This is a genomic window from Phycisphaeraceae bacterium, from assembly GCA_020639155.1.
Classification (GTDB): domain Bacteria; phylum Planctomycetota; class Phycisphaerae; order Phycisphaerales; family UBA1924; genus JACKHF01.
Map to the genome: position 1 here is coordinate 377,254 of JACKHF010000001.1, position 21,368 is coordinate 398,621.

The following is a 21,368-nucleotide window of genomic DNA, read 5'->3' on the forward strand; positions in this document are numbered from 1 at the left end:
ACAGACATGTCACAGCACGACCTTGATTATGCGTGCTTATTGGCCTTGCGCCAGCGAGTACCCGCGCTGGCCGTCAAAGTGCTGGAGCGGCACAACACTGACAACGGGGCACACTGTGCCGATCTGCTCTGCCAGTTTCAGCACATCGTTCTGGGTAATGGTTCCGTTGTCCCTCGCCGCAAATCTCAGGCATGAGTGGTCGACACACTCGGTATACAGAGAGCCGGTCGGCCAGACCTGCGTGCCGCGGTTTGAGATCATCGATAAGTCGAACTTGCTTCCCTGGCACACAGTCTTTACAGCTTCTGCAACATCGCTCGGGAGTTTCATCGTCTGCACATACACATCCGCACCGGTCATAGCGCGCTCACCAGTATCGTTGGCTCGCATCATGCGGAGCTTGCTCGGCTGACTGGGTGGTGAGAACTGCGGCACATCCTGCGATGGAACGCGGACAGGTGTCGAGTCAGGCTTTGCCCCAATGCGATCAATGATCTCGCCTGCAAAGTCCATCGTGCCGACGCTTGGCGTGTTCTTGTCGCCGAAATCACCGGTGTGCACACCCGCTTCGAGTGTTGCAAGCAGCGCGTTCTCGATGATTGCTGCTGTGCGCACAAGCCCGACATGGCGGAGCATCATCAGACCCGACAGCAGCAGACTGGTCGGGTTAGCAATGCCTCTGCCAGCAATATCCGGCGCGGTGCCATGAACTGCTTCGAAGATACCGATGTGCTCACCGATGTTCGCACTCGGCGCAAACCCAAGCCCACCGACAAGCCCCGCGCACAGATCGGACACGATATCGCCCTGCAGGTTGGTCAGCACCACCATCTGGAACTGTGCGGGGCGCATGACGAGATTCATGCAGAGTGCATCGACGATGACATCCTCGGACACGATCTCGTTTTCAGTCCGGGCAATCTCGCGGAAGCGCTCGAGGAACATGCCATCGGTCAGCTTCATGATGTTGGCTTTGTGGCCGCAATGGATCCGTGTCAACCCGAGTTTCTTCGCGGTATCGAACGCAAACCGGCAGACCTGATCGCACCCTGGCGCGCTGATCAGGCGCAGGCACTGCGTCACGTCGTTTGTAAGCCTGTGCTCGATCCCACCGTACGTGTCCTCGACGTTCTCGCGAACGACGTACATGTTGATTTCCTGGCCCGCACGCGAGTACACCGTGTCGACGCCGGGCAGCGTTCGGAAGTGGCGCAGATTCGCGAATGCTCCCCACATCTTGCGAGCGGTGACATTGATGGACTTGCCACCCCCACCCTTCGGTGTACCCATTGGTCCTTTATACAGAAGCCCGCAGGACTCAACGGTAGACACAGCCTCATCGGTCATGCCCCGCGTGATGCCCTTATCAAACACCGCCTCGCCCATCTCAGCCGGCAGAAACTCGATGGACTCATTCACGCCAGCAGCTTTGAAGATCGCAAGGACAACGTCCATGATCTCGGGGCCGATGCCATCACCCGGGGCGATCGCAATGCGGATCTTTGAAGAGGAGGATTGTGTGTCAGTCATGCCAGAAAGGTCTCCGCGAGAGGTCAACTCATGATCGGCTTGGAGGGACAAGCGGCCCGAAGATAGGGTCTGGAGCAAGCCGGGCGTTGTCAACGTCCGGGAAGAACCAAGTTTTGATCACACTTTGCGCAAATTCAAAGTTCACCTGTGAAGTGCATGCTCGATCATGGTTTGTGTGACACTGCCTTCACGAAGCACCCGTCTGTTCTCAACGTCATACACCGTCGATGGCGAGCCGCTGGATTCCGATGGCACATCAAGCACGAACAGTTCGTGCCCGACTCGATCTTCGAATGTTTCACGCACCTGAGCGGCGGAAGCCAGCGCGGATTGCCCGGACACGTTCGCACTGGTCGCAACAAGCGGCTCATCAAGTGCTGCGATCAGCTGCTGCGCGATCGGGTGATCCGGGCAGCGCAGCCCGACAGTGTGAGAGTGCGCGGTAATGATGGGATGGATGTGAGATGCGGACGGCACGACGAGTGTGAGCGCGCCGGGCCAGAACTCGCGAGCAAGTTTCTCTGCTCCATCAGACCAGTTCGATGCGCACGATCGCGCCATGTGTACGTCGCGCACGAGGAGCGCCATCGGGTTGTTGCGCGGTCTGCCCTTGAGTATGTACAACCGCTCAACTGAGAGTGCATCGGCTGCGCGCACACCCAGTCCCCAGACAGTTTCAGTTGGGAACGCAACTACTGCACCCCTCCTCAGGTGCAATGCCGCATTGCAGATGTCTTGTGATAGCGCTGACATTTCGGAATGAGTACAAACAACGAACGAAGTGGGAATACTCGGTACAATCTCTGTAACTATATTCACAATCTGTTCGTACCACTTTCAAGATTACAGGGAAAAAACAAGACTCGGTACGTGCTGCCAACTGGACTGCTTGACAGTGTCTGCTCTTTGTGTTCTACTGATATCGAACGAATCAGCTTCAATATCGTCTTTGTGCTGATTCGACTGGATCTCGCACGCAGGCGCAACGCGCCACGGGGGAACCCGAAGGAGGAAACGATCATGAAACGGAGTCACAGAGTGTTGGCCAGCGCCGTGCTGGTCGGGGCGATTGGTACGCCCACGTTGGCGCAGTACGCGCAGGACTTTGAGGGGTTGACTGCTTCTGCCGCAGGCGAACTGCTCACAGGGCAGGATGGGTATTACATCCCCGCAGGCACAACAAGCGTGGATGCATTTGTACACACGTACGCCGGCAATCCTGCTGGCATCCCACAGAATCCCAACGGCGGGAACAACTTCACATTGGGTGTTGGCCCGGCCAACCCAACCTTTGCGCGTGCGCAGCGCGACATCACAACCGGTGCCGCATGGGGTACGGGTGTGTGGAAAGTGTCATATGACGCGCTGTGCATTTCCGATCCTGCGGTCGCACAATCAAACAACTTTGGGAGTTTTTCTGTTCAACCGTACCCAGGCTCGGGTAGTTACATTCATCTGTTCTCATATGTTGATCTGGCTGGCGGCCCCAAGTGGCAGGCGTTCTATCTTGGGTATGATGCTGCAGGAACCCCAGCCGTCGCACCGGGCACATCGCCGGGGCCTGAGTGGACAGGGCTGACACAGAACTTCTGGTACCACTTCGAGACCACGATCGACTTTGGTGCAAACCAGATCACCGATGTTTCAATTACGGATCTCTCAACCGGTACGACGGCAAGCGCGACACTGGTCGATGTGTATCTTGAGGGAGGCACCGCTGGCGCACCGGCACAGGCAACCGGGTTCCGCATGTTCGGTGGCGGCACAAACGCAGGCAACGGCGTCGCGTGGGACAATCTCGACTTTGTGCAGATCGATGCGCCGTGCTACGCGGACTGCGACGGGAGCGGCGCCTTGAATATCTTTGACTATATCTGCTTCGGCAACGCATATGCGAACAACGATCCATATGCAGACTGTGATGGCAGCGGAACATTGAATATCTTTGACTACATCTGCTTTGGCAATGAGTACGCAAACGGTTGCCCGTAACTGTTCCACTTCGGACTCGAAAAAAGAAAGACACCCCGTGGATTCAGACTCCTCGGGGTGTCTTTGGTTTACATCACATCACCTGCGCCGCTTTTGGCTCATCAGTTCTCGACCCCGGGCATCTGCATGTCGATCCTGTTTCGTTCAAGGCTTGTGCCCATCGCAGCATACAGGCGAGCAATTGCGGTGTTATAGTTTGCGATTGCACGGATCTCCTGTCGTTCGGCGTTGGCCAGCGAATCCTGATCGCGAAGTTCCTCATTCAGCAGCGCGATCGAGTTCTCACGGGTGAACTGTTTCTCAACATTGAGTACTCGCAGCTGTTCGGCGGCTGCAAGTCGGCTGAGTTCTGCCTGACCGATCAGAATGTAGTTTGTCCGGACATCACGCAGGGCGGTCAGCACTTCCTGCACAACCCCCTGCACCGCGTCGCGGTATGAGAGCGATGCCTGGGCCTGCTGATGGCGCTGACGTCGATATATAGCTTCGGCTTCGCGATTTCCGAGCGGATACTCGAAGTTCAAACCGACAAGATAGTCAACAAACTGGCCTTCGGCGGTCTCCGACCACGCGCTACCCCAGTCGTCGTCAAGCCCGTTCAGCTTCGCCTGCAGTTGCAGATCGAGTTGCGGGAGACGCGCGTTGTTTGCAGCACGAACCCGTGTCGACGCGTCATCCATCCCAAGCACCGCCTGCATGAGTTCTGGGCGATGTTCTATCGCGGTCATAAGACAATCACGGATGCTGAATGTCGTGGTCTCGTCTGCGGGGATGTCGCTTGGCAGGATCAGAATATCCGACCCAAGCGTGAGTTCATCATCGTTGATCAATCGCTTGAGTGTGTCCGATGTCACGCTCAGCGTGTTTCTCGCCTCGATGACATTCTGGATTCGGGACTGCACATCGGCACGCGCACTTGCGATCTGGGCGCTGTTCGTCTTGAAATCCCGAAGCTCGATCTGGCGGAGGGTTTCGCGCGCCCGCTCAAGATTGCGTTCGAGAATCATCACGTCGTGCTGAGCAACGTATAGATTCCAGTACGCCTGCTCGGTATCGGTCACAAGCTGGATGAGATTCGCGCGGAGTGCCTCGATCTCGCTCCGCTCGGCGTTACGCGCGATACGAACTGACGCGAGAGAGATATCAGAACCGAACCCGCGCAGCAGCGGCTGAGTAAGTTGCAGGGTCCAGGCGACCTGATTCGACGGATCCGGATCGGAGGTCTGGCTCGGTGTGCGTGAGTCTGTCAGCGTCAGATCCTGCTGAACCGCCAGCGTCGCTCCGGTTTCCAGTCTCTTGCGCAACCCGCTGTTGAGCGTTGTTGAGTTTTCAGCAAACGCGCCGGTACCGATCGTGTTCGACCCAACAGTCTGGCGTGTTCGAGGTTGATCCAGACTCGAGTACGTGCTGTCCGCGAAGAGCACCGTGTCAAACTGTGACTGCGCCTCGACAAGCTGCTCGCGCGAGATCGCGGGATTCAAACGAGCAAAGGCGGTCTGCAGGTTGTTCGCAAGCGCAGTTCGTACCGCACGTTCGAGCCCGATGCGGGCAACGCGGACTGGCTGGCCGAACAGATCCTCGCCCGGCGTCAGCATGTCCGCTGTGTATGAGTCGGGGCCTGCCATCTGCTCGACCTCGGTCATGAACTCGGGGCGGATACCGAGGACATCGCTCGATGTTTCGCGATGGACGGTCTGGGCTTCGGGGTACTCGTTTGAGCGAGCAAGCTCGCGCGCGAGTGAGTTGAGCACCTGCGTGCGCATCTCTTCCTGGCCTGTCGGCTGGAATGGCGATGCGCAGCCCGAGAGAAGCACAAGAACAGAGGCTGCGGATATCCCCAGCGCGCTCAGACAAGCCCTGCGTGTGTCTGTGGGTCGTGGTTGAAGGTTCATACTGCTTTCCCTCATGTTGCTCTTCTGGTCATTCTGCTGACGATCCAGAGAGACCCGGCTCGACGTGCGGATCAGAGTTCGCTCAATGCTGAGCGGGTGTCACACATCCGACGCGGTCGAATTGTTGTCACTTATCGAGCGGGGTTTTCCACATTGCCCTGTATATGGGCATCATTGTGCGAAACCAAGGTGCCGTCACCGCCTGACAGCCCGACCGCTGGTGCAATCCATTGTTGCGCTGGTAGGCCCCAAATACCACTCCCACGCTGAGATGCACGTTGTCAACACGATCTCGGCATACCCCCTGTTTTTTCACGAGCAACCGACACGCCCCGTTCCAATGATTTGGTCCGAAATGCTCCTGCGTCGGCGTACACTGGAGATCGCTCCATGGCATGCCAAATACCCAGCCCCGACGTTTGGGTGCTGCGTGGGAGATTATGCCATGCTGGCGAAAATCGGCTGATTTGGCTGATACCCGGGCAGTAGAGGAGGTTTTTCCCATGGCACACACACATACTCGCTTCGGCCAGTGGTTCGGTTCAACCGCGATCGTCATCAGCAGCACGCTAATGCTTGCGAGCAATGCAGTTGCTCAGGACGACATGATCGCTATGACACCCCACTTCATCACGACAACAACAGCGGATGCTGTGCTTCGGGCTGGCGATAGCGATAACAACTACGTCGTCGCCAATCCGCCCGCGGATCTTGTACTGCGCGCCGATGCAGAGCGTGACAACTGGTACCGCGTGTCGTACCCCGCCGGATCGACTGCGTACGTGAAGGCGGAAGATGCAGAAATCAGCAGCGATGGTTCCACGCTCTTTGTAAAGAACGCAAACGCAGTGAAGGCAAAGAACACGCGATATGGCGCTCGTGGCAGTTGGCGTTTCATTCGGTTTGAGCCTCCGGTGAAAACAACCGACGCCTTCAAGGTACTCTCGACCGAACAGGACAGCTCGGGCAAGTCAATCTATGTGGTCGAACTCCCGCTCAGTGCTCGGGCCTTTGTCCACAAGAGCTATGTGCGGGATGCAACTCCGACAGAGATTAAGGAGCATGAGGCGGGGCTTGCCATGCTGGGGCTGTCGTACACCGGGAAGGTCACAACACCAACCCAGACGAGCGAATCAAACACACCAACAACAAACGAAAACTCCGCAGAGAACACAGCGCAACCTCAGCCAGCAAACAACACATCGACTCAAACTGAAACACCCGATCCACTTTCTCCAAACACAGAAACGCCAACATCAGCAGGCAACAACACCAGCACACCAGTCGATCCTTCGACCGAGGTTTCTCCTGCAATCGACCCAACCCAGAATCCTGGTGGCACTCCGATAGAAAAGACGACACCCAAGGATCCGTACGAGAAATACATGCCGCTGCTGAACGCATTCGACGCGGTGCAGAAGCAGGATATCCATACGGCAGAGTTCAGCGAGCTTATCAACGAGTATCAGATTGCGCTTGCCAAACTCGATCCAATCGAGGATGCGTCGATGCATCGGGTGTTGAGCCAGCGGCTTGAGTTGCTCGTTCTGCGCCGCGATCTGCAGGGGATTTACCGGGATCAGGCAGAGCAACTCGCAAAGATCAAGGGCATCAACCAGACGGTCGAGCAACGTCTGCAACTCACGGATCCTACCCGGAAGTACAACATCATCGGCAGACTGGAAACAAGCGCCGTGTACAACGGTGATCGCATGCCCATGATGTATCGCATCCAGTCTGTTGGCGAGGCGTATCCGCGGACGCTTGCGTACATCAAGCCGACTGAGAAGTTCCATCTCGGCGCGATGGTTGGACGTGTTGTGGGCGTTGTTGGCGAAACAAAGCTGAGCAAAGGGGTCAACCTGAACATTGTTGATCCCGTCAGCATTGAGACTCTGCAGTCGGGGTCTTCCCTCGCAACACCAACCTCATCAACGCCGGCGAATACTACAAACCCAGCTCCCGCTGGTGCGCCAAACAGCGACTTCGTCTATGTACCAGACGAGAACAGGTAAGCCAGAGCCTAGGAGAACCACATGCCCGGTCAAACAATGCGTTTGATCGGGTTTTTCTTTGTACGCAGCGCGTACAGTCCTCCATGCTTCATTCACACGAGACCCCGTTGTTTGGCGCGGGGCTCTCAACGAACGAGTACTGGTACCTTGCTGCCAAAGCTGCAACAGAGCAGGCGGTGCAGCCATTACGCCGTAGTGCGGATATAGCGTTTGTCTTCTTTACCAAAGACCATGTCGAGTATGCGGACAAAGTTGCGGAGCTGGTCCGCAAAGAGACCGGCGCTGCGAACCTTCTTGGCGTGAGCTGCGAGGGAGTGATCGCGGGTGAACGCGAGATTGAACGCACGTGCGGGCTTTCGGTGTTTCTTGGCACAATCCCCCACTGTCGTGTGCGTCTTTACAGTGTGCATGACATGGCCCATCACGATTACGCCAGCGAGGACGCGCGGCGGCGTGTTGCAAGGGTGATTGGTGCAGACGAGCATCTCGCGTCGAGCGTGATCTTTGTTGATCCATTCACCGTGCCCCTGCTGGAGCTTCTGCCCGCGATGAACGAGTGCAGAACAAAGAATTCGCACAACGAACCGATCGGCAGTCTCATCGGCGGTGTTGCGTCTGCTGCAGAAAAACGCGGCGATAACCGTTTTATTCTCTCATCCGGCATCGACACGCCTCGCATGTTCGATGGTGGCGGCGTCGGCATCAGCTTCTCGCATGAGCCGGATCAACCACACCGATTCGACCTTCGCACTGTCGTTTCCCAAGGATGCAATCCGTTCGGCGATCCGGGCATTGTCACAAAGGTACACAAGAACTTGATCGTTGAGATTGGCGGCCGCCCGGCACTGCAGTTCATGCAGGATCAGATCGAATCACTGAACGAATCAGAGCGAGAGCAACTCAAGCGGGGCTTGCTCATCGGGCGCGTGATCCACGAATACAAAACACGATTTGGTCGCGATGACTTTGTTATCCGCAATGTTATTGGTGCAGATGAGGAATCGGGCGCGGTGGCTGTGCAGGATTTTCTGCGCGTCGGACAGACCGTGCAGTTGCATCTTCGCGATGCACAGTCTGCACACGATGATCTGCAACTGCTGCTCGACGGGCAGCGTCTACTCGGCAAACCCGCTGGCACATTGCTTTTGACATGCAACGGACGAGGCTCAAGATTGTTCCGCACAGCTGGTCATGATGCTCGCACCATCTATCGCGCGTTTGACTCACTCGCACCCGGGCCGGAACTCGCAAAGGCTGGCGAGTATGTTGCAACACAGAACTCCAGTCGCATGGCACTTGCTGGCATGTTCGCAGCCGGTGAGATAGGTCCGATCGGGAACGACAGCTATCTGCACGGGCATACGGCATGCGCACTGATGTTCAGAGGGGCGGATGATCAGGATCCATCTCCGGTGCCACAAGCTAGCCATTCTCGGACGTCGTAGTGACAAACATCCTGCTTCACCGATCTCCAAGCGACTGGTATCGAATGCCCGATGCGTTATGCTGGATGCGCACTATTGATACGGATTGCGCAGGGAGATGCACAAATGGTCAGGATTCGGTCTGTCGCTGTCTTTGCATGTGTTGCTCTGGGTGCCGCTGCGCCAGCGTCCGCGCAGGACAACACCATCACGCTTGAGAAGATCATGCGCGATCCGGAGTGGGTGACGCGCTCGCCCGAATCGCCGTACTGGTCCCTCGACTCGAAGACAGTTTATTACAGCCAGAAGCAACTCGGCACAGACCTGCGCGACATGTTCGCGGTGGATTACGCGAATGATGAGGAAGAACTGCTCTCACCAGAGCAGCGCGCTGCTGCCGATCCTCGAAATGTCTCGTACTCACGCGACCGGTCCCGCGTGACATGGTCAAGCGGTGGCGACATCTTTGTGCGCACCATGGAAACGGGCGACATCATCCAGATCACGCGCACCGGCGACAACGAATCGTCGCCCATGTTTCTGACCAACGGCAAGCTTGCTTTTCGAAAGGGATCGACGTGGTTTGTGCGCGATCTTGCAACAGGTGCTGAAGAGCAGGCTGGTGATGTGCGCACAGGCGAGGATCCGGATATCGCGAGAGAGAAACGCGAGTCGCGCGAGAAGTCGTACCTTGAAAACCAGCAGGAGCATTTGTTCGAGATAATCCGCGAGCGCGACGAATCGGCGGATCAGCGCCGCGAGCAGATGGAACTGCTCCGGAATGCTGAAACCACGCGCAGCTATCCCACGACATGGTTGGGCAACGGTCTAGACCTTGGACAGTCGCAGCTGTCACCGAACGGACGCTGGCTCGCGATTGTCTACAGCAAGTCTTCCGGCTCACGCGCAAAGCCCGACACCATGCCAACATGGATCAATGACGACGGGTACGTGCAGTCACGCAACGTGCGTTCGCTCGTCGGCACGAGCGAATCCAGCAATGACATGTTCGCACTGGTACACATCGAGACTGGCACGCTGATCCAGGTCGATCTTGATGCGCTCCCCGGGCGCACCGATGATCCCCTCGCTGAGATACGCGATTCGCAGAAACCTGCGGATGCAAAGGAAGATGGCACGCTGGACAAGGAGAAGAAGCCCAGCAAACCCAAGCCACGAAATATCGGGATTCGCAGCGTGCGATTCAACGACGACGGTTCGTGGGTTGCGCTCCAGTGCCACTCGGCTGACAACAAGGACAGGTGGATTGTGACGATCCCGTTCGAGCACGCGTTTGCACGCCTCAATGACTGGAACGAGGGCGCAGACGATCGCAAAGAAAAGGGAGATGCGAAGGCACAGCCCGACGCACTCACGCCGATCGTTATCGAGCACCTTCACGATCCCGCGTGGATCAACGATCGGATGAGTGAGATGGAGTGGGTGAACGGAAGTGAACGGCTGCTGTTCGTATCGGAGCGCACCGGGTATGCTCATCTGTATGTTGCCGACGCGACGGGCAAAGCACAGGACCCGCGGCGCGCGGTGGTCGTGCGCCAGCTCACGCACGGGCAATGCGTCGTGACAGATATACAGCAGGATCGCGACGGGCGCAATGTATACTTCCGAGTGAACCGTGATCATCCGGGCATTTACGAGATCGAGCGCCTCTCGCTCGGATGGGGCAAGCCAACGCAGATCACATCGCTCGGCGGTGCGAATCGCGCGTGGCTGTCACCCGACGATTCCCGCCTGCTCATCGAACACTCCACCGCGATGCGCCCGCCAGAACTGTTCGTGCAGGAGACAACGCCCGGCGCGGACGTCATCAAAGTAACCACGACTGTGACCGACGAGTTCACCTCACTCCCGTGGATCGAGCCGCAGTTTGTCACAATTCAGGGCGTTGACACAAAGCCGATCCACGCGCGCCTGTACCTGCCACCAGCGGATGCTCCGCGCATGGACAAGCGTCCCGCGGTGCTGTTCACGCACGGCGCGGGATATCTGCAGAACGCAGATCAGGGATGGAGCAGCTACTTCCGCGAGTTCATGTTTCACAGTCTGCTTGCGCACAAGGGGTACGTCGTGCTCGACATGGACTATCGCGCCAGTTCCGGGTACGGGCGCGACTGGCGCACCGCGATCTATCGCCACATGGGTAAGCCCGAGGTCGAGGACTTGTCGTCGGGTGTCGACTGGCTCGTCGAGCATCACAACGTCGATCGAGCGCGCGTCGGCACATACGGCGGTTCATACGGCGGATTCCTGACACTCTATTCCATGTTCACAGAGCCCGATCTCTTCGCGTGCGGCGCAGCCCTGCGACCCGTCACCGACTGGGCGCATTACAACCACGGGTACACCAGCAACATTCTCAACACGCCCGACGACGATCCGGAAGCGTACCGACTCTCATCACCGATCGAGTACGCGGAAGGCTTGAAGAACCCGCTGTTAATCTGTCATGGCATGGTCGACGACAACGTGTTCTTCAAGGACACCGCGCGCCTCGCGCAGCGACTGATCGAGCTGGAGAAGACGAACTGGGAGGTCGCGATCTTCCCGATCGAGGCGCACGGATTCACCGAGCCGAGCAGCTGGCTCAACGAGTATCGACGGATCGAAGCGTTGTTTGACCGATGGCTGATGGGAGATAACTAAGGCAACTTGTGCTGGTGGGATTTTCACCACAGAGGCGCGGAGACACAGAGAAAAGGTGATCAAACTCATTCGTCATCCCCGCGAAAGCGGGGACCCAGTAAAAGCACAATCTGAACGAGCCCTGTGCGCAAGCACAGGGTCGATATCGTGATCTGATTCCGGTCTTTCGGTACCATCATCCCCGCACTCAGCCAATAGCTACTTTGTGTCAGGCCAACCCTATGATATGAAAGAACTGCAGTGAGGTACGATTCTAATGACAAATTTAAAGACCACCACAGCATCGGAACCATCACGCAAATCCTGCTTCGTTGTGATGCCAATAAGTGACCAGGAAGGTTACGACACCAACCACTTCACAGAGGTTTATAACTACATTATTAAGCCCGCGATTATCGATGCTGGCTTTGATCCGTTTCGTGCGGACGATACAAAGGGCACAAACTTCATTCAAGCTGAAATTATTCAGAAGACAATTGAGTCGGATTTAGTTGTTTGTGATTTGAGTTCTAAAAATGCAAATGTCATGTTCGAGCTCGGTCTTCGTCAAGCATTCGACAAACCAGCTGTGCTACTAAAAGACAACCGTACAGGAAGAGTGTTCGATATCGAGGGATTACGATACACGGAATACAACTACACAGGCAAGCACACCGAAGTTCTTGTTATGAAAGAAGAAATCCAAAGGGCAATTACTGAAACCTGGTCGCAGAAGGACAGCCCCTCAACTCACAACTCTCTTATTCGACTTCTAGCAATTGAAAAAGCACTCGGGATCGACGTTCCATCTATCTCAGATATCCCTGAAATGTTTAAGGCATTAACATCAGGGATGGACGGACTTCTTAATCTGCTTGGATTGACTCCTGCTATCTCAGAACGGTTACTGAGACTAGTTGATGAATATGAAAAAGATCTAAAAGAAGATGTTATTTCATACACCAAGTGCCCCCCTAGCGGTCTGTGGCCATTCGATGTGTTATTTGATCGATACCGTCGGCTTGAAAGTCACTTTAATCGAGTTATTCAACTAAAACTGATTGCTGCAGAGCTTATTCTTGATAAAGCCAAGAAAGCCAACATAAAGGAGCTAGCTCGACTTGATGACATGTCATTAATTAGCTGTAGTCCAGTACCAGCACCCGAGTTGCTATGTGCAGAGGATCATCTTAGGCCAAAGAATTCACCGTTTGTCCAAGAAAAAGGATAAATCTGTGTCCTTGCGTTATCAATACCACTACCTGAGTTCAGCTCATATCTACTTTGAAGATCAACACAAACGTGAATACGAGACAATAGACACGTAACGGGCAAGAAACGACAGAGAAACGAAGATCATCACATCGCTAGCGTTCCGTGTACGACAAATAGAGCAACAAGACCAACTCACTGGTATTCGTTTCATGAGACACCAGTGGCACTTGAACAAGCACATATTCACAAGAAACAATCTGCTACTCGCCCAGCGCGATGTCCTGCCACGCGCCGCCTGTGTGACGGACGATTGCGCCCGTTGCTGAGTAAATCACCTGCTCTGCGATGTTCGACGCGTGGTCTGCCATCCGTTCGCACAGGTTCGCAAGTTCGTGGAGCAGGAGCGCAAACTCCACCGCAATGCGACCATCGGCGATGCGTTCCTCGGCGTTGCGCAGGATCGCTTCCTTGAATGCTTCGACCGTGTGCTCGGAGTTGAGCACAACACGCGCCAGTACATCGTCCATGCGCGAGAGCGATCGCGTCATGTCACGAAGGATGCCGAGGACAGAGTTTGCCATCATGCGGAATGACGCGGGGATCTCGTCATTGCTTTCAGCCATCGCGGTGACGCGCTCTGCGATGAACACCCCCGCGTCTGCGATGCGTTCGAGCTGGTTATTGATCTTGACAATCATCAGCGTCTGGCGGACTTCTGCCTGGCCGAGCGACTGTCCGAACTCGGCTGCGCGAGAGAGCAGCGCCACCGCTTTGCGTTCGATCTCGACATCGATGCGATCGATGGCCTCGTCGCGATTGATCGCTTCCTCAGCCTTTGCCTTGTCCATCTGGAAGATGGATTCAAAGGCAACCTCCACGAGTTCCTGCACGCGCTGGCATTGCGCGTGGATCTCGTCCTGGAGATTGCTGAGACCCTGGGTGAGTTCGCTCGACGGGGCACTTGCCATAGAAAGATGCACTCCGGTGGAATCGATGCTGATCGGCCTCGATGGTAGCCCGCCTGCTGCGGGCACGAACCAGCACGCAGGTTGACTCGTACCTTGTGTTTTCCCGTGAAAACGGGCGTTGAGTGATGACGTTTGTCGTGGCACTGGTGTGAGTGCAGGAAACGGTCGAATGTGCCGATTATCCTGCTCCCCTGCATTCGTGAGATCAGCACTGTCCGTGATCTTCACCGAGGAGAAACCCATATGGCATTTTCCATCGAACTCGTGCACGCTCGCCAGATTCTTGATTCGCGAGGCAATCCAACGGTGGAGGTCGAGGTCGGGCTCGATTCGGGTGTGATCGGAAGAGCGGCTGTGCCATCAGGCGCATCGACCGGCGAGAACGAGGCGGTCGAGCTTCGCGACGGCGACAAGGACTTCTATCTCGGCAAGAGTGTGATGCAGGCGGTGGACAATGTGATCGAGCGCATCGCGCCCGCGATCGAAGGCATGGACGCGCGCGAGCAGGAGTTGATCGACGCGACGATGGTCGAACTCGACAACTCCGCGAACAAGGGCAATCTTGGCGCAAACGCGATCCTTGGTGTGTCGATGGCTGTTGCGCACGCAGCAGCGGAAGCGTCGGGCTTACCGCTCTACCGGTACCTTGGTGGGACTGCAGCGCGCACGCTTCCCGTGCCGATGCTCAATATTCTCAATGGCGGCAAGCACGCTGACAACACTGTTGATTTTCAGGAGTTCATGATCCAGCCGTGGGGATTCGACGATTTCCACGAGGCGCTGCGCGCGGGCGTCGAGATCTATCACTCTTTGAAGAACGTGCTTCACAAGCGCAAGCTCTCCACAGCAGTCGGTGACGAGGGCGGATTCGCGCCGGATCTCAAGACAAATGAAGAGGCGTTGCAGATCATCGAGGAGGCAGTCGGCAAAGCTGGATACTCGTGGGGTGAGCAGATCTTTGTTGCGCTCGATCCTGCTACAAGCGAGTGCTGGAACGAGGCAGAGAAAGACGGCAAGAAGGGGTACAAGCTGTTCAAGTCCACCGGCGAGGTGCTGTCGTCCGACGACATGGTCTCGATGTGGATCGACTGGGCGAAGAAGTATCCCATCCGCTCGATCGAGGACGGGCTCGCTGAGAATGACTGGGCAGGTTGGGCCAAGCTCACAAAGGCGCTGGGCGATAAGGTGCAACTCGTCGGCGACGATCTCTTCGTCACCAATCGCACGTTCGTCGAACGCGGGCTAAGGGAACACAGCGCAAACGCGGTGCTCGTGAAGGTGAACCAGATCGGCACGCTCTCCGAGACGTTCGACACCGTGAACCTTGCGCAGCGGAATGGGTGGGCTGCTGTCATGAGCCACCGTTCCGGCGAGACGGAGGATGCGACGATCGCTGATCTTGCTGTCGCGACAAACTGCGGGCAGATCAAAACAGGCGCACCGTGCAGAAGCGATCGCAACGCCAAGTACAACCAGCTTCTTCGCATCGCGGAAGAACTGGGCGAGGCGGGCGTCTATGGCGGGAGCATGTGGCGGAAAGGGTGAACGGGAAAAAACTACGGCTTTGGTCGATAGTCAAACTTGTACCTGAACTCCTCGAATGTCTGCTCTTTCTCCGGATGCTGTTTGAGATATTCAATCGCATGCTCATCACCTGCTTCCACGGCACGATGGAGCCACTCGCGTCCCTTTTGCTCATCCCGCTCAAAGCCGATACCATAAAGGTACATCCACGCAACGCGGTACATCACGTCTGTTCGCCCATTCTTTGCCGCCCGCTCGTACATCACACCGGCAGCATGCTTGTCTTCAGCAACCCCAATGCCCTTCTCGTACATCCAAGCAATATTCACCATTGCTATCCCATTGCCCTGCTCTATCGCTTGGTTGTATAGGCTCAAGGCCTTATCGTAGCTTTGCTCAACACCACGGCCTTCCCGATACAAATTTGCAAGCACAACCATCGCGTCTGTGTTTCCGGCTCCGGCAGCTTTCTCGTACCAATAGAGCGATATCTTGTTATCCTGTTTCACATTGGTACCGCTGGCGTAAGCTCTACCCAGCATGTACATGGCAAAGGGCTGCCCAGCTTCTGCTGCACGCCTCAACCACATCATGCCTCTTGCCACATCCCGATCAACACTCCATCCGCTTATGTACATTGCAGAGAGTTGAGCCATCGCCTCTGCATTGCCGTGTTGGGCTGATCTTGTAAACCACTTCAGTTCCAGATATGCATCCTGTATGACCCCCTCGCCAGTCCTGTATGCGCGGGCAAGATTGAACATCGCGTCGGGGTTACCCATATCTGCTGCCGACATATACCACGATGCTGCCAAAGCTGCATCCTGCTCAACACCGAATCCGTCTGAGTATGCTAATCCCACCTTCAATATTGCCTGTGGATTATTCAGACTTGCAGCTTGACGCCACAGTTCCAGAGCTTTCGTGGCGTCCTGCTCAACACCCAAACCCTCTCTATACAAGTTCCCGAGAAACACCATCCCAAGTGTGCTTTCAAGTTCAACTGCTTTGGAGAATAGCTCGACCGCCTTTGTAACATCCTGTTCAACACCAAGCCCTTGCAAGTAAGCAACCCCAAGGTTGCAGAGAGCCTCCGGATCTCCTCCATCTACAGCTTGTTGCAATAACTTGATCCCCAACGCCGGATCGGGCCTTACAACTGTGGTGCCCGAAAGACCAGCAATATATATTGCTCCAAGTTTTCCTGCTGCACGGGGATACTTCATCTCTGCAGCACGCCTCAGCACGTTCATTGAACCGTGAATGTCCTTCATCATTTCCGTATGAAATGCGAGTACTTCTGCAAGTTCCGTCATTGCCTCCGGATCCGTCTCTGCGCGAAGTGAAAGCTCCCTTGCTTTCTTGCGCTGGTCGAGCATCCATTTGTAATCAAAGTCGAATGCGAGTTCATCGATACTTGAAGCGAGTTCCGGATGTTCAGCAGCAAAGTCCGGATGCACATGATGTACCATCGCAGCGACGAGCGGTGCGTTAACAATGTCGTCTGCAAGAACAGTTGCTCTTGCTGCAACCAGCCAGAGGTCTTTCGCTTGCTCGTCGGGGAGCGCAAGATCATTGATGTGCGGGCGGAGTGAGAGCAGCACATCCGCTGCCTGCTTCTGCTGATCCTCGATGTCGGTGATAGCTGCAATCGCATTAAGCTGCTGCGTTGCTGACTGCAATGACTCAGCAAGTTCGCGTGCGGGCTGGGCGGTCGCGGCAATCGAGATAATCAGCGAGACCACGACGCACAACGTATGGTGTATCGACTTTGCAAGCATGCTGTCCTCCACCTCTGTCCCGCAGATACGTGCTGAATCATAGCATCATACTTCCAACTCAAAAATATACTCAGACAAAGGTCAAATCCTGAACTTCGGCCATGGCTAGTACTTCTGAGTTTCATAAGTTGTCTGTGCAAGCTTGATGCGCTGTGAAATAAAAGATGGCAATGACTGAATGTATGTATCTATCTCTTGTGGTTTCTTTGAGGAGCACAAAATCATCACAACGTTGAAATCTACGGATATATATACACCTTCACGTTCAAAGGTCCAGGTCGGCCCTCTCGTCTTGTAGTGGAACCTCATCTTCCCACGAAAGAAGTCAACTCGATCGAGTTCCAACTCGTACTGACTCGACGAAAATCGAGATATCGTATACAAAATGACCTTTTCCGAGTGTGGATCAAATCGAACTGTTGTCCTTCGCCTGCATTCGACGACCCCGAATCCAAACAGGAGCACCGACACAACAAGGAGACCAACAGCCAAGAATCTGGTGTCGGGGCCAGCAAGGCTTGGCTGAGTGAGTACCAGCACGCCCACAATCAAGCATGCAAATGAAATCCCAATAATCCCGGCACCATTTGCGGTGGCTCCGTTGGAAAATACGATATAGTCAGCCTCGTCTGTCCAGTTCAAACGAAACGTGGCTCTGAGACGAGGGCTTGCCCCGAATGGCACCGGCTCTCGATTGGTCATTCAGGATCCAGTCCAAGATCGAGTTGTTTCATTGCGTCTTTCGCCTTGTCATGCCCAGCCTCGTGCGCACGAATGAGCCAGTGCTCTGCCATCTCACGATCAACTGGATGCCCGTACTCCTTTGCAAAGCACCACGCAAGATCGTACATCCCACCCGGATCACCGAGCAGAGCAGATTTTTGATACCACTTGAACGATGATTCCAGGCACTTCTCAACACCCCATCCATTGAAGTACATGCTTGCAAGAAAGTTCATTGCTGGTGTGTAGTCTTGTGAGGCTGCAATGCTGTAGAGACGAAACGCCTCCTCCGGATCGACCTCAACCCCCTCTCCCCACTCGTATGCAATACCGAGCGCTGTCATGCTCGCAACATGCCCTTCCTCCGCAGCCCTCGCATACAGGGCCACTGCCTGCTTATGGTCCTGCAGCACATGCCTACCTTGCGCATACAACAACCCGAGGAAGAGCATGGCTTCAAGATGCCCGGCTTCAACCGCCTGCTGATACCAGTACGCCGCTTTTTCATAGGACTGCTCGACACCATCACCATCTGCATAGCGCCAACCAATGGTGTACATGGCATCGCTGTCACCCTGCTCAGCAGCACGTGTGTATGCAGCGATGTCGAAGTGAACTGTCATTTCATACAGAATGGTACCAGTAAGTCAGAGTGTACAAAAAGAACGAACCCGGGTGAAGTTCACCCGGGCTCATGAATCGGCGTTGGCCCTGCGTGAGGGACCGTTCCCAAAGACGATTGCACCAGTGTCGGTGGGAACGCTTCCGCTTTTTGCCGAACCCAACTGCGTTCGCTTCCGCCCGCAGCCAGGCCATAGGAGGAGAGAGAGACAAGACAACCTCAACATGCCACAGGTTTTGGTCTGTGCAACCCATTTGATCGTTTTTTTTTGCAAATTCGTCATAATCGGATATGTTCATAGCTGAAAACCCTGTTGATTGGCTGAAACTCATGGCATCAAGCATTGCAATCAGCAGCAGCGTCAATCCGTGATGTTTGCCATGGGATGGATTCGTGGTTGATATGCAACCATATTTGTTACTGGACGTTCATGCCAGTCGTTGTTTTCTTCTCGCGCGATCACCGAAACAAGCACTGTTCATCGTTCGCATTGGAGCATTCTTGTGTCACAACACTATCGGACGTTTGGTCTCGCATGTGCTGCCCTGCTGATTTTCTCTTTCAGCCGTGTTCAAGCTCAGTTTGTAACGCAGGGACCAAATGCGCGAGTCGAGTTCGATGCAGTCAATGTTCCAAACGAGTTTCTCTCGAACGATTTTTCACTTCTGTGCTGGGTGTTTCCGCAGCAGGCGATCAGTGGTAGTGCTTCAGTTCTCGATTACCCGGGTGTTCTTTCAGTTGTTGCCCTGCCAACCAGCACCCGAGTTGTGCTCGCTTCATCGAGCATCGGCAGCCCTTTTATAGCTGATGTCCCATTCCCTCTCCCGACAAACGAGTGGTCACTGATCGGAGTGAGCGTTGACCGTGCAAACGCTGTGTTTCGTTGCTGGACACATACTTCATCCGGACTCCACGCCAGCAACACGATTTCCTTGGCTGCTTTAGGCACTCAAAGCCTCGGTCCTGCGACGGGCACATTCCACATCGGTGCCGACAAAGCAGGCACGCCGTCGCTACAGGGCATGCTTGGTCTTGTCGCACTCCGTACGCATGTGCTTGGATCATGTGACATGGAGCAGATGTATGCCAGCCATGATTTTCTCGCACCACATATGTACACGAACCCGAACCCGTGCGGCTACATGAATGGTGTCGATGGCTGTCGCTGGATGGTGGGTCATGGCATGACCGCTGGCGCCCTTGATGGTGGTGTTGGTGGCACTCTTTACACACGATCTGCGACCGTTGGAAGCAGCGTGATTCCAACAAACGTACACGTGTACAACAGCACATTTGGCGGGACATCAATGCACTGGCACAATCGGCTCCGTGTTGTGCAACCGGTTTCCCATGTGCAGGATCTCGTATATGTGTCGCACTTTGAACCTCCATTTGACGGTTTCTTTGTGCGTCCCGTGCCCACCGATGGTCCGACAGAGGATATCGCCGGACACGAGTTTGCACACAGGGCGCGACAGTTGCTTGAGGGGCCGAACGGTCTGGTACGAGTTGTCATCAGTGCCAATAGCCGCGCAATGCGTTTTCTCGATGGTGACGGTGGAGATGCGCCGAACTTTTTGCACGGATTTCTTGCAACACATCGCAGCAGCATCGCGGGAATAGCACAGCGCCCTTTGTCACTTTGGACCTTTCCGACACTGCACACATGGTTCGGTTTCAGCTTTCGGCAGGAAGTCATGCGGCATTCCGGCACGGTGGAATCGATCATGCAGACCACCACAAACCATCCGTGCCGTGATTTTTCTCACTTGCATACCGGATCTGTCGGGGCAAGTTCAAATGGACCGGGAGCCGGAGTCTGGTTGTTTGACGGCGGTTTGTGTGCGATCAAGGCGCAATCTGAGCCAGGCTCGCTTATGACGTCTGACGCCCCGCTTGTTGTTGAGGCAAACTACCTCGCGTATCCCGGCGCAAGCATGCTTCGTATCACTCCAGAGCGTGGTCCATCTCAGGCAACGGTCGGGACAACCGCTGCACCAACCGTTGTCCCATGTGACACGAGCACCCACACACACACACTTGGATCCAACGACTCAGTCGTTGGACAGGTTGTGAAACTGGAGGGTGATCATACTTCGGTGTACGCACCAGGAGCATTGCTTGTTGTAACAACTGGGCCTGCGTTTCCCTCAAGCGGTGTGATCGAGAGTGTTGTATTAAACGGCACACACACGTCAATAACACTGAAGCACCCTCTCCACGCAACACCAGGCGCAGGTGACCAGATTGCAACAGGTCCGTTTGAGATGCGTGTCTATTCGTATGAGTTTGCACAGGTTGCATCCGGTGATCCGAACACATGGCGAGGGTTCGAGTTCGCGGAAGTCCCGGGGGGAGCGGGCGCGGTCGTCTTTTCAGTCAACGCATACAGGCCGAATGTAAACGGGTTTATCATGGGCTCCGTCGGCTGGGGAGGCAACGGATATCAGCTCCAGATCGACAAGTCCTCTCCTGAAGCCATAGTGAAGTGGATGAAAGAAACCAAGGCGGATATCTGGTTGCAGGTAACAGCAAACCAGTTTTCTCAGCCACCAACAATGCTGGCATACACAACATTCATACGGCAAGCGCTTCCCAACTGCGACATCATATGGGCTGGCGAGATGTCTCACGGTGGCGGCCCAGGAGCAACGCAGGCTCCATGGCATCAGTATATTATTGACAATGCAGACAACTCAGATGTGATCGGGCTGTCATCCCTTGACGATCCAAGACTTGGTACGTTTGAGCAGCAGATTACCGATGGTATGAGATCGGATACTGCGCATATTACAGCTCGAGGCAACACGATCCAGGCGGAGGTCTGGCTTGATCTGCTTGCGCAATACCTCCTTACCCCGTGCCCCATCGCAGACTTTGACCACAATGGCACCAAGAACGTCTTCGACTACATCGCCTTCGGCAATGCGTATGCAGCGGGAGATTTGAGAGCGGACATCGACCAAAGCGGCACCTTGAACATCTTCGACTATATCGCGTTTGGAAATAACTTTGCTGCATGCCAGTAGACCTTGAGAG

At 55.3% G+C, this 21,368-nt stretch carries 13 protein-coding genes; 7 read left to right on the top strand and 6 right to left on the bottom strand.

Features of this window, described 5'->3' with window-relative positions; genetic code table 11:
* Window positions 1-36: 36 nt before the first annotated feature.
* Together H6815_01665 and H6815_01670 are read right to left on the bottom strand one after the other, a co-directional pair.
* Window positions 37-1,500 (bottom strand): isocitrate dehydrogenase, encoded by a 1,464-nt coding sequence (locus H6815_01665; GenBank protein MCB9859135.1) that lies wholly within the window; start codon window positions 1,498-1,500, stop codon window positions 37-39.
* A gap of 171 nt (window positions 1,501-1,671) precedes the next feature.
* A complete protein-coding gene (locus H6815_01670) occupies window positions 1,672-2,247 on the bottom strand; it encodes a threonylcarbamoyl-AMP synthase (GenBank protein MCB9859136.1) in 576 nt (191 codons plus the stop codon).
* A gap of 303 nt (window positions 2,248-2,550) precedes the next feature.
* Here H6815_01670 and H6815_01675 point away from each other — a divergent pair, with 303 nt between their 5' ends.
* Window positions 2,551-3,522 (top strand): hypothetical protein, encoded by a 972-nt coding sequence (locus H6815_01675; protein ID MCB9859137.1) that lies wholly within the window; start codon window positions 2,551-2,553, stop codon window positions 3,520-3,522.
* Window positions 3,523-3,623: 101 nt separating this feature from the next.
* Here H6815_01675 and H6815_01680 read toward each other — a convergent pair whose 3' ends face one another.
* Window positions 3,624-5,414 carry a TolC family protein gene (locus H6815_01680; GenBank protein ID MCB9859138.1) on the bottom strand — a complete coding sequence of 597 codons (1,791 nt, stop codon included), beginning with the start codon at window positions 5,412-5,414 and terminating at the stop codon, window positions 3,624-3,626.
* A 503-nt stretch (window positions 5,415-5,917) separates the two neighbouring features.
* On the opposite strand from H6815_01680, the gene H6815_01685 reads away from it, so the two are divergent.
* From H6815_01685 to H6815_01700, 4 genes are all read left to right on the top strand, one after another.
* A complete protein-coding gene (locus H6815_01685; protein ID MCB9859139.1) occupies window positions 5,918-7,429 on the top strand; it encodes a hypothetical protein in 1,512 nt (503 codons plus the stop codon).
* 83 nt (window positions 7,430-7,512) lie between these two features.
* Window positions 7,513-8,874, top strand: a complete 1,362-nt coding sequence (locus tag H6815_01690) for an FIST C-terminal domain-containing protein (GenBank protein ID MCB9859140.1) — start codon at window positions 7,513-7,515, stop codon at window positions 8,872-8,874.
* 51 nt (window positions 8,875-8,925) lie between these two features.
* Window positions 8,926-11,517: a prolyl oligopeptidase family serine peptidase gene (locus H6815_01695; GenBank protein ID MCB9859141.1), complete on the top strand. Its 2,592-nt coding sequence runs from the start codon at window positions 8,926-8,928 to the stop codon at window positions 11,515-11,517.
* 256 nt (window positions 11,518-11,773) lie between these two features.
* Window positions 11,774-12,727, top strand: a complete 954-nt coding sequence (locus H6815_01700; GenBank protein MCB9859142.1) for a hypothetical protein — start codon at window positions 11,774-11,776, stop codon at window positions 12,725-12,727.
* A 244-nt stretch (window positions 12,728-12,971) separates the two neighbouring features.
* On the opposite strand, the gene H6815_01705 is transcribed toward H6815_01700, so the two are convergent.
* The gene (locus H6815_01705; protein MCB9859143.1) at window positions 12,972-13,679 is read right to left on the bottom strand and encodes a hypothetical protein; all 708 of its coding nucleotides are present in this window, start codon (window positions 13,677-13,679) and stop codon (window positions 12,972-12,974) included.
* Between the two features lie 243 nt (window positions 13,680-13,922).
* Between H6815_01705 and eno the strand changes: the two genes are divergently transcribed.
* The gene (gene eno / locus H6815_01710; protein ID MCB9859144.1) at window positions 13,923-15,224 is read left to right on the top strand and encodes a phosphopyruvate hydratase; all 1,302 of its coding nucleotides are present in this window, start codon (window positions 13,923-13,925) and stop codon (window positions 15,222-15,224) included.
* 11 nt (window positions 15,225-15,235) lie between these two features.
* Here eno and H6815_01715 read toward each other — a convergent pair whose 3' ends face one another.
* Together H6815_01715 and H6815_01720 are read right to left on the bottom strand one after the other, a co-directional pair.
* Window positions 15,236-16,984, bottom strand: coding sequence for an SEL1-like repeat protein (locus H6815_01715; protein MCB9859145.1), 1,749 nt, complete (start codon window positions 16,982-16,984; stop codon window positions 15,236-15,238).
* 698 nt (window positions 16,985-17,682) lie between these two features.
* On the bottom strand, window positions 17,683-18,330 hold the full coding sequence (locus H6815_01720) for a sel1 repeat family protein (GenBank protein MCB9859146.1): 648 nt from the start codon (window positions 18,328-18,330) through the stop codon (window positions 17,683-17,685).
* Window positions 18,331-18,832: 502 nt separating this feature from the next.
* On the opposite strand from H6815_01720, the gene H6815_01725 reads away from it, so the two are divergent.
* Window positions 18,833-21,358, top strand: a complete 2,526-nt coding sequence (locus H6815_01725; GenBank protein MCB9859147.1) for a hypothetical protein — start codon at window positions 18,833-18,835, stop codon at window positions 21,356-21,358.
* Window positions 21,359-21,368 lie beyond the last annotated feature (10 nt).

Excerpts from the sequence above, each read along its gene's own strand:
- H6815_01720 (MCB9859146.1), bottom strand. The coding sequence starts at position 18,330 with ATGACAGTTCACTTCGACATCGCTGCATACACACGTGCTGCTGAGCAG.
- H6815_01680 (MCB9859138.1), bottom strand. The coding sequence starts at position 5,414 with ATGAACCTTCAACCACGACCCACAGACACACGCAGGGCTTGTCTGAGC.
- H6815_01700 (MCB9859142.1), top strand. The coding sequence starts at position 11,774 with ATGACAAATTTAAAGACCACCACAGCATCGGAACCATCACGCAAATCC.
- H6815_01715 (MCB9859145.1), bottom strand. The coding sequence starts at position 16,984 with ATGCTTGCAAAGTCGATACACCATACGTTGTGCGTCGTGGTCTCGCTG.
- H6815_01675 (MCB9859137.1), top strand. The coding sequence starts at position 2,551 with ATGAAACGGAGTCACAGAGTGTTGGCCAGCGCCGTGCTGGTCGGGGCG.
- H6815_01705 (MCB9859143.1), bottom strand. The coding sequence starts at position 13,679 with ATGGCAAGTGCCCCGTCGAGCGAACTCACCCAGGGTCTCAGCAATCTC.
- H6815_01690 (MCB9859140.1), top strand. The coding sequence starts at position 7,513 with ATGCTTCATTCACACGAGACCCCGTTGTTTGGCGCGGGGCTCTCAACG.
- eno (MCB9859144.1), top strand. The coding sequence starts at position 13,923 with ATGGCATTTTCCATCGAACTCGTGCACGCTCGCCAGATTCTTGATTCG.
- H6815_01695 (MCB9859141.1), top strand. The coding sequence starts at position 8,926 with ATGCGTTATGCTGGATGCGCACTATTGATACGGATTGCGCAGGGAGAT.
- H6815_01685 (MCB9859139.1), top strand. The coding sequence starts at position 5,918 with ATGGCACACACACATACTCGCTTCGGCCAGTGGTTCGGTTCAACCGCG.